Source organism: Flavobacterium plurextorum (genome assembly GCF_024638035.1).
GTDB lineage: Bacteria > Bacteroidota > Bacteroidia > Flavobacteriales > Flavobacteriaceae > Flavobacterium > Flavobacterium plurextorum.
The window spans coordinates 46,284-61,535 of the sequence record NZ_CP100442.1; the positions used below are offsets into that span (position 1 = coordinate 46,284).

Below are 15,252 nucleotides of genomic sequence, written 5' to 3' on the forward strand. Positions count from 1 at the left end.
TATTCGAAACTTGAAACTAATAAAACTTGAAACTCTTTATTTATAGTCTTTGACTCATGTTTTTAACCATCATTTCTTTCCATGGTCTAAAATCGCCGGCTAAGATATGTTTTCTAGCTTCACGAACCAACCACATGTAAAAACCAAGATTATGAATCGTCGCAATTTGTTTTCCTAAATATTCGTTAGCTGCAAATAAGTGACGTAAATATGCTTTTGTGTATTCTGTATCTACAAAAGTATGTCCCATTTCGTCGATAGGAGAAAAATCAGCCTCCCACTTTTTATTTTTAATATTGATTGTTCCATTTGCAGTAAACAACATTCCGTTTCTCGCGTTACGCGTTGGCATAACACAGTCAAACATATCAATACCTAACGCAATATTTTCTAATATATTTATTGGAGTTCCAACTCCCATTAAATAACGTGGTTTATCTTCTGGAAGTATTTCACAAACTACTTCAGTCATTGCATACATTTCCTCTGCAGGTTCCCCAACTGACAATCCTCCAATTGCATTTCCCTGTTGACCAGCGTTTGCAATGTATTCTGCAGACTGGCGACGTAGATCTTTATATGTACTTCCCTGAACAATTGGAAAAAATGTCTGCTCGTAGCCATATTTATATGGCACTTTATCCAAATGATTAATACAACGATCTAACCAACGGTGTGTCATATGCATTGATCTTTGTGCATATCTATAATCGCAAGGATACGGAGTACACTCATCAAAAGCCATAATAATATCAGCACCAATTGTACGCTGAATTTCCATTACACTCTCTGGTGAAAAAAAGTGATATGAACCGTCGATATGCGATTTAAACTTTACTCCTTCTTCCTTAATTTTTCGATTGTTCGAAAGAGAATATACTTGATATCCACCAGAATCGGTCAAAATATTACGATCCCAATTCATGAATTTATGTAATCCACCAGCTTTTTCAAGAATTTCTGTCTGTGGACGTAAATATAAATGGTATGTATTTCCAAGAATAATATCTGGATTAATATCATCTTTCAATTCACGCTGATGCACTCCTTTTACAGAAGCCACCGTTCCAACAGGCATAAAAATAGGCGTTTCGATTACGCCGTGATCTGTAGTTATACTTCCCGCTCTCGCTTTAGACTGCGGATCTTTTTGTAATAAATCGAACTTCATTTGTTTCTTTTTTCAGTCGGCAAAGATAGGCTAATTTCAGGAAAATTTAATTAATTCGATAATTAGAAAATTTGACCATTCGATAATAAAGCAAAACCAAACAGACTGAAACAAAAAGATGTGACATTTTAATAAGATTTTTTTAAATTTGAATAAAACCCAGAAATAAAACACTGCTTAATCTGCATCTCGACAACAATCGCGACTATACACAAAAAAAACAAATTAATGAACTTAGCTCAAAAACTTGGATATCCCGAAAACACCAAATTATTAATCATTCATGCCGACGATGCCGGATTATCACATTCCGAAAATCAAGCCACTATAAAAGCACTTCAAGATGGATCTGTAAACTCCTACAGTATAATGGTGCCATGTCCATGGTTTCATGAAATGGCGACATTTGCTAAAAACAACCCAAATTATGATTGCGGAATTCATTTAACACTGACTTGCGAATGGGAAAATTACAAATTCGGACCAGTTCTTCCCATATCTGAAGTTTCAAGTTTAGTTGATCAAAATGGATACTTTTACAAAACCAGAAAAGATTTCCAAAACAACGCAAAACCTTCTGAAATTAAAAAAGAGCTTACTGCTCAAATTGAAAAAGCCTTACAATTTGGCATTATTCCCACACATCTAGATTCACATATGTGCAGCGTTGGCGTAACTCCCGAAATTTTAGAAATTTACAAAGAGTTAGGAAAAACATACAACTTACCTGTTTTCATTAATAAAGACTTTGTAGAATCAATTAGTTTATCAAATGAAAAGTATGATTTCACAAATACTCTTCTAGCAGATAATCTCCTAATTGGATACTACACAGATTTTGAAAAAGGAGAACTCAGAAAATCATATAAAAAAGCTTTAGACAACGTTATTCCGGGATTTAATGTTTTCTTACTTCATCCCGCTTTTGATGATTTTGAAATGCAGGGCATTACAATTAATCATCCCAATTTTGGATCAGAATGGCGCCAAATTGACTTTGATTTTTTTACTAGTGATGAATGCAAATTAAAGCTTAAAGAAAACAACATTCAATTAGTCACATGGAAAGAGATTAGCAAAATCATATAGTTTATCAACTTTTGGCCATCCTATAATCATTTCTATTTGCATCGAAAATTTCACACACGATCTTAAAATTTTTCTATTTCATACTTTATCTGGAAAAAAGCGGTATAATTTAACAATTGCGACAAACTAAAGCAAAAAATCATTTGTCAGCCCGCAAAATAAAAATTACTTTTGCTCCAGTTTAACTTTTACATATAAAATGAAGCCTAACACACAACAATTAAGCGATTTAACGATCCAAGTAAGAAGAGACATTCTTAGAATGGTACATGCTGTCAACTCAGGTCACCCAGGTGGTTCATTAGGTTGTACTGAATTTTTGGTAACTCTATACCAAAACATTATGGATCGTAAAGAAGGTTTTGACATGGATGGAATTGGAGAAGACATCTTCTTTTTATCAAACGGTCACATCTCGCCAGTATTTTACAGCGTTTTAGCTCGAAGCGGTTATTTCCCAATCTCAGAACTTGCTACTTTCAGATTATTAAACTCTCGTTTACAAGGACACCCAACAACTCACGAAGGATTACCTGGAGTTCGTATGGCTTCTGGATCATTAGGACAAGGTTTATCTGTAGCTCTTGGTGCTGCTCAGGCTAAAAAATTAAATAACGACAATCATTTAATCTATACTCTTCACGGAGACGGAGAATTACAAGAAGGTCAAAACTGGGAAGCTATCATGTATGCTTCTGCTAAAAAAGTAGACAACCTTATTGCAACAATCGACGTTAACGGAAAACAAATTGACGGAACAACTGATGAAGTTCTAGCAATGGGAAGTCTTCGTGCCAAATTCGAAGCTTTTGACTGGGATGTTCTTGAGATCAAAGAAGGAAACAATATCGATGCAATAATCGCTGGTTTAACTGATGCAAAATCAAGAACAGGAAAAGGAAAACCAGTTTGTATTTTATTACATACAGAAATGGGTAACGGGGTTGACTTTATGATGCATACACATGCATGGCATGGAAAAGCACCAAACAATGATCAATTGGCAAGTGCTTTAGCTCAAAACATTTCAACTTTAGCAGACTATTAAATTAATTGATTGATGAAAAAACATTTTGCATCTTTATTTTTTTTAATTCTGTTTCAAAATGTTTTTTCTCAAGAATATCATTTTGATTATTACACCCTTTACAAATTTGACAAGGATTCTTTAACTGGTAATAATAGTCAATTCGAATACAATTATTCTAATTCAAAAGACAGCACATATATCCTTAAAATAACCAAAATTAAAGATACTATATCAAGTGCCATATTGGTTGATCTAGCAAGAGGGAAAAATTTCATATATAAAGATGAGTCTCATAAAAACACAGTAAATGATATAAGTTTATTATCCAGCTCCATTTCTTTTCCTTATAATACTGATTATTGTAAATTGCAAAAAAATGGATATTTCTATGAAGTTTTATATTTTTTGAAAGACAATGTAAAAAACATCAACATCAAACAATTCAAAAACGATAGAAAAAGAAAATTAGTTAATGAATCATTTTATGAAACTGCCTCATCTGAAATTTCAAAAAATCAACATTTTAATTTCAGAATCCTAGCATCTCCTTTATGGTGTCAAAAATTTAGATTAAAAAATAATGAAGTTATAACTAGCTCTTATTTTATTGAAAAAGGAAAGAAAATATATTTTCGTAAACTTTTAAAAATTGAAGAAATAGATTTTAGCTTAGACATTAAAAACAAAAATATTACAGCAAATTAAAGCTATGAAAAAATACGAAAATACAGGAAGTAAAGATACTCGTTCTGGTTTTGGAGCGGGAATGACTGAACTAGGTCAGAAAAACGAAAACGTTGTGGCATTATGTGCCGATTTAATTGGATCATTAAAATTTGATGATTTCAAGAAAAATCATCCTGAGCGTTTTTTCCAAATTGGAATCGCTGAAGCTAACATGATCGGAATTGCTGCTGGTTTAACAATTGGAGGTAAAATTCCTTTTACAGGAACTTTCGCTAACTTCTCAACAGGAAGAGTTTACGATCAAATCCGTCAATCTGTTGCTTATTCTGATAAAAATGTAAAAATCTGTGCATCTCATGCTGGTTTAACATTAGGAGAAGACGGTGCAACTCACCAAATTCTAGAAGACATCGGATTAATGAAAATGCTGCCAGGAATGACTGTAATTAACACTTGTGACTACAACCAGACGAAAGCCGCTACTATTGCATTAGCAGATCACCACGGACCAGCTTATTTACGTTTTGGACGTCCAGTCGTAGCTAACTTTACTCCTGCTGACGAACCATTCGTAATTGGAAAAGCAATTTTATTAAACGAAGGAACTGATGTAACAATCGTTGCAACAGGTCACTTAGTTTGGGAAGCACTAATTGCTGCTGAAGCTTTAGAAGCAAAAGGAATTTCTGCTGAAGTAATCAACATCCACACGATCAAACCTCTTGACGAAGAAGCTATTCTTAAATCGGTTGCTAAAACGAAATGTATAGTTACTGCTGAAGAGCACAACTATCTTGGAGGTCTTGGAGAAAGCATTTCAGGAGTATTAGCTTTAAACAATCCTACTCCACAAGAATTTGTAGCGGTACAGGATAGTTTTGGTGAATCTGGAACTCCAGAGCAGCTAATGGAAAAATACAAACTAAACAATCAAGCAATTGTTGAAGCTGTAGAAAGAGTTATCAAAAGAAAATAATTTTCAATTTTCTTAAACATAAAAAAAGCCTCGAAATTTACATTTCGAGGCTTTTTTATATGTACTTATTACAGATTTAATTCTTTTAACATTGTAAGTTTATCTAAAAAAAAAATCAGTCTTGAATTCACTCTATAATCATCTTCAATAGATTTTCTTGAATTATTATATGACTGAAAAGTAATTCTTAATTCCCTTGAACATAAAAAAAACCTCGAAATTCACATTTCGAGGTTTTTCATATATTTCAATAAATCTAATTCTTTTGATATGGATAAGTTTTATCCAAATAAATTCTTAATCTTGGATTTGCCTTATAATCGTCTTCAATAAATTTTCTAGGATTATTAATTGATTCCGGTTTCGAAGGATCTGTAAGCGCTCCTGTTGGCCTTCTAGGCACACCATAAAGCTCCGTTTCATCTACATTTGGTGTAGCAGGATCATCTCCAATAGGATTCCAAGGATAATACTTACTTATACCTGTATTAGGAGCATCTGCTGGTTTCGTAACCTCAAATCTAGTACTAAAACCATCTCCATCATCATCAAGATCTAAGAAATCAGAAATTCCATCACCATCTGTATCATCAGCAAAATTAGCTGGAGGATTAGGATATCTTACTTTATCTCTAACATCATAAAGATAACCATCACCATTAAGATCTTCTAAATAATCTGGAACACCATCACCTACAGTAACTGTTGTACCATTTGATAAAGTTGTGTACTCATGATCCAACCTTTGAAGATCATATAATTTAAAACTAAAAACTAAAGGAGCATATGCTGGTATTTTTCCTGAAGCAGGAGGATTGGCATAATACGCAAGTCCTGAAGGCAAAAACATAACTCCTGCACCATAATTTTCATACGTAACAACACCTTGATCAGACGTTTTTGAAGTACCCGTTTTAAACTGAGGAAAAATTTCACCCCAGCCATCGATAGGAGCTCCTAAGGCTTGATACAAGTACAACTCAAAATCTCTTGCAAGCCCATAAGAATCATCAAAAACAGTTCCATTTAACAAACTACCTCTATAAGCGGTAAAAATTTTATCGGTATTACATGGCGCTTGACCTGTCCCTTTTCTTAAACTTAAATAATAAACAGTGTAATTAACATCACGATTATAAACAGGTCTAGTTTGCAAAGGATACTCTTTTTGATCCCAAATAGACACTTGTGTCCCTCCTGCTGGAATTTTTTTAATTGTAATATCCAAATCAGGTGTTACATTATCAATATAATTAGTCTTTAAATATTTAATAATAGAATCATTATCTGCTTTATACTGTTCAGCATAATCTCTTACTGGCACCACCACCACATCCTCATCATCGTCCTTTTTAGAACAGGAAACCAAAGAAATACCTGCAAGCAATAAAATAAAATAATATTTAAATTTGTTCATTATTGTCATTTTTTTAGGTGCGCAAGATACAATATTGATTTATTTTTGTAAAGAATTTAACTTTGATTTTAGAAAAATTATGCGAATAGATAAATACCTGTGGTGCGTTCGGTATTACAAGACCAGAAATATGGTTACCGAGGCCTGCAAAAAGAACCATATTACTGTAAATGGGCAGGTTGCAAAGCCTTCTAAAGAAGTTTTTCCTACTGACCGAATTACCTTTAGAAAGGATCAAATCACTCAAATTATAACTGTACTTGATATTCCTGAAAATCGTGTTGGAGCAAAACTAGTCGATATATATCGTAAAAACGAAACTCCTCCCGAAGCTTACGCTCATCTTGAACTGTTAAAACTCTCCAAAGAGCATTACCGAAAAAGTGGTACAGGAAGGCCAACCAAAAAAGACAGAAGAGACATTGACGAATACGGAAATGACATTATTGATGAAGATGAGGAAAATTAAATTCTCATTTTTTGGAATTTCAAATTCCAAAATTTACTTCCTATAAAACCATACTATATAAACTCAAAACCTCAACCATGTAATTTAAAACTTCCTTTCACAAAATTGGAATTTGGATCTTTTATATTGGACTTTAAATTAATTATATTAGCAAAAAAAATAAATCATGAGCAAAAACATCATTTTAACCAATCAGGAAATCGAACATAAAATAAAACGTATCGCATATCAAATTTACGAGACATTTGTTGACGAAAATGAAGTTGTTATCGCCGGTATCGCATCTAACGGATCTATTTTTGCTCAAAAAATTGCTTCAGCTCTAAGTGAGATTTCAACACTAAAAGTTTCTCTATGCGAAGTTAAAATCAATAAACAAAATCCGCAGTTACCTATTCACACTTCTTTATCAAAAGAAGAATACGAAAATAAAGGACTAGTATTAGTTGATGACGTTTTAAATTCGGGCACAACTTTAATCTACGCTGTTCGCCATTTCTTAGACGTTCCATTAAAAAAATTCAAAACAGCCGTCTTAGTTGATCGAAATCACAAGAAGTATCCTGTAAAGGCAGATTTTAAAGGAATATCACTATCTACTTCTTTACTGGAGCACGTTCAGGTTGTTTTTGACGAGAACAACGGCGATTCAGCCTTTTTAAGCTAGAATCTTCAAAATATCCTCAACAGTTTCTTCGACAGTTTTATCATCAACCACAACCTTAAATTGCGCGTGGTTGTAGTAAAAACTTCTATCGAACAAATGTTTTGCGATAAACTCTTTCATTTCCCCTTCATTCATATCAGCTATCAAAGGGCGTTTACTCTTATTATGTACTAATCTATTATGCAAAGTATCTATAGACGCCTTTAAATAAATTGAAACAAGATCCTGATTCTGCAATAATAAATGATTATTCGCATAACATGGAGTTCCTCCACCCAAACCTATAATATAATTTTCTGGCGATTGCAGCAATTCTAAGAACATTTCATGCTCTAATTTTCGAAAATAAATTTCTCCATGCTGCTCAAAAATCTCTTTTATAGACAAATTTGCCTTTTTTTCGATGCAAACATCTAAATCTAAAAACGGAATTTCTGTAATTTTTGATAAGTTTTGGGCAATTGTTGACTTTCCGCAACCCATATATCCTAATAATACAATCTTTTTCATTTTAATAATAACCTATAAATTAAGGCGTTGTAAATTTTGATTAAAAAAAGACAAATTTATAATAAAAATGCTTGCAAATAATAAAATAAACTCCTTATATTTGCACCCGCATTCAAGGAAAGAATATGACTCGATAGCTCAGTTGGTAGAGCACATCACTTTTAATGATGGGGTCCTGGGTTCGAGCCCCAGTCGGGTCACAAACTTTGTGATTTAACAAAACACTTTCCTTGATAGCAATGACTCGATAGCTCAGTTGGTAGAGCACATCACTTTTAATGATGGGGTCCTGGGTTCGAGCCCCAGTCGGGTCACAAAAAAGGTCGAGTATTAATTTACTCGACCTTTTTTCATTTTAGGCCATGTGGAGAAACGGTAGACTCGCCATCTTGAGGGGGTGGTGCTCGCAAGGGCGTGAGGGTTCAAATCCCTCCATGGTCACAAGAAAATTAAAAAGCCTGTAAAATATTGATTTTACAGGCTTTTTTATGGTTTCTCCTAAATCACCCATAGATTTGCTTTATCAAAAGAATATTGTATTTTTTGAATCCATTACTTCAAATCATTTATTTTTAACTTAGATGCTATGTTATGAAATATCTACGAGTATTTACTATATTCAAAATTTAAAAAAGACTTTAAGACAGCTTCTTTTTTAGTCAACACCCGTTTTCGTTACATGGCTTTATTTTACTTTAATTACAACTTTACCCTTCGTACGACCAGATTCAACATATAACATTGCATCGTTGGTTTGTTCAAAAGAAAATATCTTATCAATAACCGGTTCTATAGCCCCAGATTCGATTAACTGGGTAATTTGCTTTAACTGACTTCCTTCAGCTCTCATAAACAAGAATTTAAACATTGTATTTGTCTTCTTTGCTTTTTTCTTAGCACTGAAACTTAATAACTTTGTTACTAATTTTAAATACCACGGCAAACCTATTTCTTCTGCAAACTCAGGAGTAGGCGGTCCAACCAGAGAGATTAATTGTCCGCCGGATTTTAATACCGCGAGTGATTTTTCAAGAATTTTCGGGTCACGATTGCTATGTAACACCAAATCGTAATCTTTCAATTTTGTTTCAAAATCTTCTTTTTTGTAGTCAATCACTAAATCAGCACCTAGCCTTTTTACTAAATCTATATTAGTTGTACTCGTTGTTGTTGCCACAAAAGCTCCCAAATACTTCGCTAATTGAATTGCAAAAGTGCCTACACCTCCAGAGCCAGCTTGAATGAAAACTTTTTGTCCTTTTTTAATATTACCAATTTCAACAAGAGCCTGCCAGGAAGTTAATCCAACTAATGGAATAGAAGCGGCTTCCTCCATTGTCAAATTTTTTGGCTTAATTGCTAAATCACTTTCATGTACAGAAATATATTCAGCAAAAGTACCTATTCTATAATCATCGACTCTTGAATAAACTTCATCTCCAATCTTAAAATTCTTCACACCCGAACCAACTCCAACCACAGTTCCCGCCATATCATGCCCGTTTATGAGCGGAGTTTTATAAGGCAAAAAGATTTTAAATTCTCCTCGTTTTATCATAGAATCTAAAAGATTGACACCTGCTGCGTGAATTTGCACCAAAACTTCATTTTCTTTTGCAATTGGCTTCGATACTTCGGTAAGTTGCAGTTTTTCTTTTTTACTGTATTTTTTTATAATAAATGCTTTCATTTGTTTTGGCTGTAGTTAGAAAAATTATTTAAAATTTTGCCTTATTTATATTCTTTATGATAGCTTTTTCAAAAGTTTTATATGCGAAAAGCTGCAACCCAACTAATATTGATGCTCCTTTTCCAACGGGATGACTAAACTTCGGATCTTTATCGCTAACCAATTTTAGTATAGCATTTATAACAGGAGTCGGCTCAGGCGCTTTATCGAATAAATCTTTAGTATATGCTTCAAGTTTGCTTCGGTATGTGTTGTAATCACTTATTTTATTTGAAGCAATTCTAGAGTTTGTAACTATATTACTTTTGAAACCCATTGGCTCTACTAAAGATACCTTTATATTAAACTCATTAAGTTCAAAACGTAAAGATTTAAAATAACCTTCAAGAGCATGCTTGGAAGCACCATAGTAAGCACCGCCAGGAAGACTGATTAATCCCATGATAGAACCAACTGTGATTATTTTGCCAAAGCGTTGTTTTCTAAATTGAGGTAACAGCTCATTTGTAAGTTTTACAGTTCCCCAAAAATTTGTTTCCAATTGTTTCCTTCCTTGCTCAATAGTTGTTTCTTCAGCAAGTCCTGACAAATAAAAACCAGCATTGTTTATCAATACATCTAATTGACTAATATGATTGAATAATTCCTTGCCAAAAGAGTAAATTGATTTATCGTCATCAATATCTAGTTTTAGCAGTTTAAATGGAACTTTTGATTGAAATTTTTCTGGATTCCTGCTTGTACCAATTACTAAATTACCACTTTCATGGAGTTTATTAGCCAACAGAAGCCCAAAACCTGATGATGCGCCTGTTATCAAAATTGTTTGCTTCATTTTATCTGTATTAAAAACTTATTTGTAAATTTGCTTGCGTTTTGCAAGTACAAATATATTATTTACTTGCAAAATACAAGTAGTTTTTAAAATTATTTTTATGAAAGAAGTAAAAAAAAGGTCAGAATGCCCTATTAGCTGTACTTTAGACGTGTTTGGAGATAAGTGGTCGTTTCTAATTATTAGAGATTTGATGTTTGCAAAAGAGTGTACTTATGGAGATTTTTTAAAATCTGCTGAAGGAATTGCTACAAATATATTGGCCAGCAGATTGCTTATGCTGGAGGAGAATAAGGTAATTGAAAAATTAGAGCATCCAAAAAGTAAAGCAAAAGTATTATACAAACTGACAAGAAAAGGAATTGATCTGCTGCCCGTACTAATTGAAATGCATTTGTGGTTTGAAAAACATTTCCCTATTTCAGAAGAAAAAAAAGCAATGCTTGAAATAATAAAAAAAGATAAAACTGGGTTTATAGAGAATCTTACTAAAAATCTTGAAAGTTGATAGTAGATTAAACAATTTATTATACTCATCTCGAATAAGCGCTTAAGTGGAAATGACTTTTATAATTAACCCGTTGGACGTAATTAGGTTTTAAAGTTAAATTTTCGTCAGTTTGAGTGATTTAAAAAAAAATATATGGAGAAGTAAAAAATTTAGCACTAAAAACTGGTTCTCAATCTATTTTTTATCCCATTTCATTAGACAAAAAAAACTTAAACAGACGGTTTTAATAATAACTCCCAACGACTTATAATTACATTAATATTGTACTCAAAAGATTCAAATCTTCTAACAAGAGGATTGAATTCTGTATCGTGAAGATCACTTAAAAAAGTAAAAGCTTGAAAATCTAGATTCTCAAGCTTTTTTCGTTTGATGCAAAATACAGGATGTATTTGAACTAAATCAAGGTTTTTCATTTTTAGAGCAATCCGTTTTTTATTTTCATATTCAAACTAAATTTGATATTTTTTATATTAGCCCTATCTATACAATATAATAAGCGTATGCAGCAAACTTTAAAAAACACAACTCTTAATGACGAGGATATTAAGTTCCTAAAAAGACAACTTAAAAAAGGGTATTTAACATGGATCATTTTCTCCTTATTCACGATTGTGTTCCCAGGTGTTTGTATTTATATGATTATTACAAATGAAGAAATTAGCGACAAAGCAACTCCCATTTTAGCTGTTATAATTATTTTTGGCTTCTGGATCTACATAACCATTAAAGCAATAATCGACACTACAAAAGAGCAGCAGAATTTGTTACTACAGAAAAAAGTAGAAGGAAATATTATAGTTTTAGAAAAAGAAATTATCACTACAAAAGGGCATGAAGCAAACGATACAGATTCTTACGAAATAACAATCTATTCTGAAATCGAAGAAAAACACAAAAATATCTCAGTAAAGAAAAAATACTACGAAAAAATCCAAATTGGAGATATGCTCTGGATTGAGTATTATCTAGATTCCAATTACATAAAAACATTAATTTTTGAGCAACAGGATATTAAATCTAAATATTTTACAAACTAAAAAGTATTGAGATGCAAACAAAGCAACAAAACAACAATGTTTAGCAACTTTTATTTTGAGTCATCATTAATTCTCTATTCATAAATAAAAACACCTTTTTACAAAGAAAAGGAGACGGCATCACTATTATTGCACACACTAACACAGGAAAGCATACTTAAAAAAAAACAAATAATTCAGATCGAAAACCTACGAAGAATTCGAATTCTGTACCGTAGTATCTCAGGCAAAGCAAGATACGTTAAAATAAAATTTAGTTTTTTTTTCATAAAAACCACTACTTTAATTTTTTATTAAATTTACTTGAAAAAGATATTGTGAGATCAAAAATAACTTTCTATATTTGCACCCGCGTTCAGGGAATGCAATGACTCGATAGCTCAGTTGGTAGAGCACATCACTTTTAATGATGGGGTCCTGGGTTCGAGCCCCAGTCGGGTCACAAAAAGGTCGAGTATTAATTTACTCGACCTTTTTTCATTTTAGGCCATGTGGAGAAACGGTAGACTCGCCATCTTGAGGGGGTGGTGCTCGTAAGGGCGTGAGGGTTCAAATCCCTCCATGGTCACTAAAAAAAGGAAAAGTATATTTTATGTTTTTCCTTTTTTTATGCTTTGTATTTTTCCTAATTAGTCTTTTCCATACGTACTAAGAATAATTATAATTCGTTTTACAACTTAATGAAAGCATACTTTTCTTTTTTATTTCTTTTAGCATTCCCGTATTTCTGCGTAGCACAGATTGACACCACCTATATTAAACCATTTGACAACAAACTTTCTGTGAGAACTTATTTATCCATGAAGTTTATATCAATGGAACAAGAAGTAGACGGTGAGATTAAAAAATTCATGCCTAACAGTCCTATGAGTTTAGGCGCAGGAGTTTCTATAAACAACACAATAATCAATTTGAGTTATGGTTACGGATTAAATTTTATGAAAGATGACAAAAAAGGAAGAACAAAAGCACTAGACTTTCAAATTCACAATTACGGAAGAAAATTCATAATTGATCTTTTTGTTCAAAAATATCATGGCTTTTACACTTCAGACAACTCAGATAAAAACATACAACTGTATCCAGATTTAAAAATTCAGCAATATGGTGCTTTTGGACAATATGTTTTTAATAACAAAAAATTCTCTTATAAAGCAGCTTTTAATCAAAATGAAAAACAATTAAAATCTGCAGGAAGCTTTTTAGTGGGTGGAGGAGTTTACTTTTCAAAAATAAACTCAGACAGTTCCTTTGTACACAAATCAAAAAACTCACTGCGTAATTTTCAATTTGGATTCAGCGGCGGTTATTCCTATACTTGGGCAATCAATAAAAGATGGTTCGCCAGCGGCTCAGCAACAACGGGAGTTAATTTTGGCACCGAAAGAATAAATGATTTTGGCAAACAAAAAATAGAAATCTACCCTACATTTTTCCCACGAATATCCGTTGGTTACAACAAAGAGAAATGGTCGCTTGGCTTATCATACGTCAATAATTTTATCTTTTCTTCTTTCTCAGACAATAACAACAGTAACATTGGCTTATCTTCAGGAAATTTCCAAATTGGATACATCTGGAGATTAGATTCGAATCCTTTCTTCAGTAAGAAAAAATCAGAATAAAGCATTCCTTTTTTACTTCGTTAGAAGATATTTTGCAACAGCATCATAAGCAGGCAGAGAATACGGGTCGTTTGCTGTATTTCCCGCTACAGGATTTGATGCAAAACGCACAATAACCATATCAGCTTTTGGATCAACGTAAATTACCTGTCCATGCACGCCGCGAGCACAAAATGCGCCGTGATCATTATTAGTTATCCACCACATGTTTCTATAACTCCAACCTTTCAAGAGTGAATATCCGGCTTTTTCAAATGCTTTTTTATCACCGCCTTTTCTAATATCATCAATAGCAGCTTTAGGAATAATCTGCTCCTGCCCTACTTTACCATCATTTAAAATCAACTGCCCAAAGCGAGCCATATCTCGCAAACCAAGATTAAAACCACCACCCGAAAAAGGCGTTCCTATTGCATCTACCGAAAAATATCCGTCTTGCTCAGCTCCAATTTTCTTCCATATCCTTTCAGACAAAACTTCAGGTACAGATTTACCTGTAACTCTGGCTATAATCCAACCCAAAACATCTGAATTAACCGTTTTATATCCAAAAGCATCTCCGTGATTACCTTTCTTCTTAACTGTTGGCAAATATTCATAATAAGTTCTCGGTCCGTCATAATCTTTAGGCTTTGGGAGTGGATTCCCTGCCGCAGAGAATTTCCAAATTTCTGCATTAGGATCTGCGTAGTCTTCACTAAACTGCAGCGCCGTTGTCATATCCATAACCTGCCTTACAGTTGCATCTCCAAAAGCAGAATTTTTAAGCTCTGGAACGTAATAAGAAACCGTTTTCTCAGTATCTATCAAACCCTCTTTTGCCAATATAATTCCAAGAGTTCCCGTAAACGATTTGGTAACCGACATTGCCGCATGCTGTCCGTCAATCGTTAAAGCACCAAAATACTTTTCATAGACAATTTTTCCATGATGCATAACAATCACTCCATCCGCATAAACCTTTTCAAGCGACTCTTCCCACGTCATCGACTTAGTTTCTCCAAGAGGAACAAACTTCACTTTATCAATATCTCTGTTAAAATTTGTTAGTATAGGAATTGAAGCTCCTAATCCGCGAGAAACATTTACAGTCGGCATAAACTGACGCATGTGCGCAACACTCCATCGAAGAGCCGGAAACTGAAAAAAACTCCCATCATCAAATCGAGGAATACGATCAGCGGGCGGCGGCGAACCAATCATCCATCCCATTCTTGCAGGATCACTTTGCAGCGCATCTAAATATTTCGTCTTTTCCTGAGCTGTAGAAATAGTTACACATAAAAACATCAACACGAAAAACAATAACCGAGAACAAAAATGAAGTGATTTCATATTATTTAATTTATAGAAATGAACACTAAAAGACTTAATTCGAGAAGATAACGAATTCTTAGTAATAATAATTATAAGAATTTACGCTAAGTTAAGAACTTAATTTCAAACACGTTACTGTGTACATTATAATACTTCTGTTAAAAAAGAAAAATAATAGTTATTTCACAGAAAGAACTTCTCTTACAAAACAAAACTTT

At 33.2% G+C, this 15,252-nt stretch carries 16 protein-coding genes and 5 tRNA genes; 14 read left to right on the top strand and 7 right to left on the bottom strand.

The genetic code is table 11. The features are described from left to right. Nucleotides 1-40: 40 nt before the first annotated feature. Nucleotides 41-1,171 carry a tRNA guanosine(34) transglycosylase Tgt gene (gene tgt, locus NLG42_RS00225; protein ID WP_089057255.1) on the bottom strand — a complete coding sequence of 377 codons (1,131 nt, stop codon included), beginning with the start codon at nt 1,169-1,171 and terminating at the stop codon, nt 41-43. Nucleotides 1,172-1,399: 228 nt separating this feature from the next. Between tgt and NLG42_RS00230 the strand changes: the two genes are divergently transcribed. From NLG42_RS00230 to NLG42_RS00245, 4 genes are all read left to right on the top strand, one after another. After that, complete coding sequence (locus NLG42_RS00230) at nt 1,400-2,260, top strand: polysaccharide deacetylase family protein (protein ID WP_257682689.1); 861 nt, start codon at nt 1,400-1,402, stop codon at nt 2,258-2,260. Between the two features lie 199 nt (nt 2,261-2,459). After that, entirely contained in the window at nt 2,460-3,308 is an 849-nt protein-coding gene (locus NLG42_RS00235) for a transketolase (protein WP_089057257.1), read from the top strand. 12 nt (nt 3,309-3,320) lie between these two features. Next, nucleotides 3,321-3,995 carry a hypothetical protein gene (locus NLG42_RS00240; protein WP_257682690.1) on the top strand — a complete coding sequence of 225 codons (675 nt, stop codon included), beginning with the start codon at nt 3,321-3,323 and terminating at the stop codon, nt 3,993-3,995. 4 nt (nt 3,996-3,999) lie between these two features. Continuing rightward, nucleotides 4,000-4,953, top strand: coding sequence for a transketolase family protein (locus tag NLG42_RS00245; protein WP_089054235.1), 954 nt, complete (start codon nt 4,000-4,002; stop codon nt 4,951-4,953). A 256-nt stretch (nt 4,954-5,209) separates the two neighbouring features. Here NLG42_RS00245 and NLG42_RS00250 read toward each other — a convergent pair whose 3' ends face one another. Further along, nucleotides 5,210-6,370 (bottom strand): FKBP-type peptidyl-prolyl cis-trans isomerase, encoded by a 1,161-nt coding sequence (locus NLG42_RS00250; protein ID WP_089057259.1) that lies wholly within the window; start codon nt 6,368-6,370, stop codon nt 5,210-5,212. A 79-nt stretch (nt 6,371-6,449) separates the two neighbouring features. Here NLG42_RS00250 and NLG42_RS00255 point away from each other — a divergent pair, with 79 nt between their 5' ends. Further along, nucleotides 6,450-6,839: an RNA-binding S4 domain-containing protein gene (locus NLG42_RS00255; RefSeq protein WP_089057296.1), complete on the top strand. Its 390-nt coding sequence runs from the start codon at nt 6,450-6,452 to the stop codon at nt 6,837-6,839. 166 nt (nt 6,840-7,005) lie between these two features. Next, on the top strand, nt 7,006-7,506 hold the full coding sequence (locus NLG42_RS00260; protein WP_089057260.1) for a phosphoribosyltransferase family protein: 501 nt from the start codon (nt 7,006-7,008) through the stop codon (nt 7,504-7,506). Here NLG42_RS00260 and NLG42_RS00265 read toward each other — a convergent pair. Continuing rightward, a complete protein-coding gene (locus NLG42_RS00265) occupies nt 7,498-8,016 on the bottom strand; it encodes a shikimate kinase (protein ID WP_257682691.1) in 519 nt (172 codons plus the stop codon). The genes NLG42_RS00260 and NLG42_RS00265 overlap by 9 nt on opposite strands. Before the next feature lie 127 nt (nt 8,017-8,143). Here NLG42_RS00265 and NLG42_RS00270 point away from each other — a divergent pair. The 3 genes from NLG42_RS00270 to NLG42_RS00280 all read left to right on the top strand — a co-directional run bounded on the left by NLG42_RS00270 (nt 8,144) and on the right by NLG42_RS00280 (nt 8,457). Then, nucleotides 8,144-8,216 (top strand) — tRNA-Lys (locus tag NLG42_RS00270). 41 nt (nt 8,217-8,257) lie between these two features. After that, nucleotides 8,258-8,330: transfer RNA gene (locus NLG42_RS00275), tRNA-Lys, on the top strand. Between the two features lie 44 nt (nt 8,331-8,374). After that, nucleotides 8,375-8,457 (top strand) — tRNA-Leu (locus NLG42_RS00280). Nucleotides 8,458-8,701: 244 nt separating this feature from the next. Here the strand turns inward: NLG42_RS00280 and NLG42_RS00285 are convergent. Next, on the bottom strand, nt 8,702-9,706 hold the full coding sequence (locus NLG42_RS00285) for an NADP-dependent oxidoreductase (RefSeq protein ID WP_257682692.1): 1,005 nt from the start codon (nt 9,704-9,706) through the stop codon (nt 8,702-8,704). A gap of 28 nt (nt 9,707-9,734) precedes the next feature. Beyond that, nucleotides 9,735-10,541: an SDR family NAD(P)-dependent oxidoreductase gene (locus NLG42_RS00290; RefSeq protein WP_257682693.1), complete on the bottom strand. Its 807-nt coding sequence runs from the start codon at nt 10,539-10,541 to the stop codon at nt 9,735-9,737. 100 nt (nt 10,542-10,641) lie between these two features. On the opposite strand from NLG42_RS00290, the gene NLG42_RS00295 reads away from it, so the two are divergent. Beyond that, the gene (locus tag NLG42_RS00295; RefSeq protein WP_257682694.1) at nt 10,642-11,049 is read left to right on the top strand and encodes a winged helix-turn-helix transcriptional regulator; all 408 of its coding nucleotides are present in this window, start codon (nt 10,642-10,644) and stop codon (nt 11,047-11,049) included. A gap of 212 nt (nt 11,050-11,261) precedes the next feature. Here NLG42_RS00295 and NLG42_RS00300 read toward each other — a convergent pair whose 3' ends face one another. Then, complete coding sequence (locus tag NLG42_RS00300; RefSeq protein WP_257682695.1) at nt 11,262-11,468, bottom strand: hypothetical protein; 207 nt, start codon at nt 11,466-11,468, stop codon at nt 11,262-11,264. 87 nt (nt 11,469-11,555) lie between these two features. Between NLG42_RS00300 and NLG42_RS00305 the strand changes: the two genes are divergently transcribed. The 4 genes from NLG42_RS00305 (at nt 11,556) to NLG42_RS00320 (ending at nt 13,717) form a co-directional block, all read left to right on the top strand. Beyond that, nucleotides 11,556-12,092 (top strand): hypothetical protein, encoded by a 537-nt coding sequence (locus NLG42_RS00305; protein WP_257682696.1) that lies wholly within the window; start codon nt 11,556-11,558, stop codon nt 12,090-12,092. 369 nt (nt 12,093-12,461) lie between these two features. Next, a tRNA-Lys gene (locus NLG42_RS00310) sits at nt 12,462-12,534 on the top strand. Between the two features lie 43 nt (nt 12,535-12,577). Next, a tRNA-Leu gene (locus NLG42_RS00315) sits at nt 12,578-12,660 on the top strand. 112 nt (nt 12,661-12,772) lie between these two features. Then, nucleotides 12,773-13,717 (top strand): DUF4421 family protein, encoded by a 945-nt coding sequence (locus tag NLG42_RS00320; RefSeq protein ID WP_257682697.1) that lies wholly within the window; start codon nt 12,773-12,775, stop codon nt 13,715-13,717. A gap of 12 nt (nt 13,718-13,729) precedes the next feature. Here the strand turns inward: NLG42_RS00320 and NLG42_RS00325 are convergent, their stop codons facing one another. Beyond that, nucleotides 13,730-15,052: a serine hydrolase domain-containing protein gene (locus NLG42_RS00325; RefSeq protein ID WP_257682698.1), complete on the bottom strand. Its 1,323-nt coding sequence runs from the start codon at nt 15,050-15,052 to the stop codon at nt 13,730-13,732. Nucleotides 15,053-15,252: the final 200 nt, after the last annotated feature.

Bases quoted from the DNA above. Each gene is read 5' to 3' on its own strand.
- NLG42_RS00260 (WP_089057260.1), top strand. From the start codon at position 7,006: ATGAGCAAAAACATCATTTTAACCAATCAGGAAATCGAACATAAAATA.
- NLG42_RS00235 (WP_089057257.1), top strand. From the start codon at position 2,460: ATGAAGCCTAACACACAACAATTAAGCGATTTAACGATCCAAGTAAGA.
- NLG42_RS00325 (WP_257682698.1), bottom strand. From the start codon at position 15,052: ATGAAATCACTTCATTTTTGTTCTCGGTTATTGTTTTTCGTGTTGATG.
- NLG42_RS00285 (WP_257682692.1), bottom strand. From the start codon at position 9,706: ATGAAAGCATTTATTATAAAAAAATACAGTAAAAAAGAAAAACTGCAA.
- NLG42_RS00300 (WP_257682695.1), bottom strand. From the start codon at position 11,468: ATGAAAAACCTTGATTTAGTTCAAATACATCCTGTATTTTGCATCAAA.
- NLG42_RS00295 (WP_257682694.1), top strand. From the start codon at position 10,642: ATGAAAGAAGTAAAAAAAAGGTCAGAATGCCCTATTAGCTGTACTTTA.
- NLG42_RS00245 (WP_089054235.1), top strand. From the start codon at position 4,000: ATGAAAAAATACGAAAATACAGGAAGTAAAGATACTCGTTCTGGTTTT.
- NLG42_RS00320 (WP_257682697.1), top strand. From the start codon at position 12,773: ATGAAAGCATACTTTTCTTTTTTATTTCTTTTAGCATTCCCGTATTTC.
- tgt (WP_089057255.1), bottom strand. From the start codon at position 1,171: ATGAAGTTCGATTTATTACAAAAAGATCCGCAGTCTAAAGCGAGAGCG.
- NLG42_RS00240 (WP_257682690.1), top strand. From the start codon at position 3,321: ATGAAAAAACATTTTGCATCTTTATTTTTTTTAATTCTGTTTCAAAAT.
- NLG42_RS00265 (WP_257682691.1), bottom strand. From the start codon at position 8,016: ATGAAAAAGATTGTATTATTAGGATATATGGGTTGCGGAAAGTCAACA.
- NLG42_RS00305 (WP_257682696.1), top strand. From the start codon at position 11,556: ATGCAGCAAACTTTAAAAAACACAACTCTTAATGACGAGGATATTAAG.
- NLG42_RS00290 (WP_257682693.1), bottom strand. From the start codon at position 10,541: ATGAAGCAAACAATTTTGATAACAGGCGCATCATCAGGTTTTGGGCTT.
- NLG42_RS00255 (WP_089057296.1), top strand. From the start codon at position 6,450: ATGCGAATAGATAAATACCTGTGGTGCGTTCGGTATTACAAGACCAGA.
- NLG42_RS00250 (WP_089057259.1), bottom strand. From the start codon at position 6,370: ATGAACAAATTTAAATATTATTTTATTTTATTGCTTGCAGGTATTTCT.
- NLG42_RS00230 (WP_257682689.1), top strand. From the start codon at position 1,400: ATGAACTTAGCTCAAAAACTTGGATATCCCGAAAACACCAAATTATTA.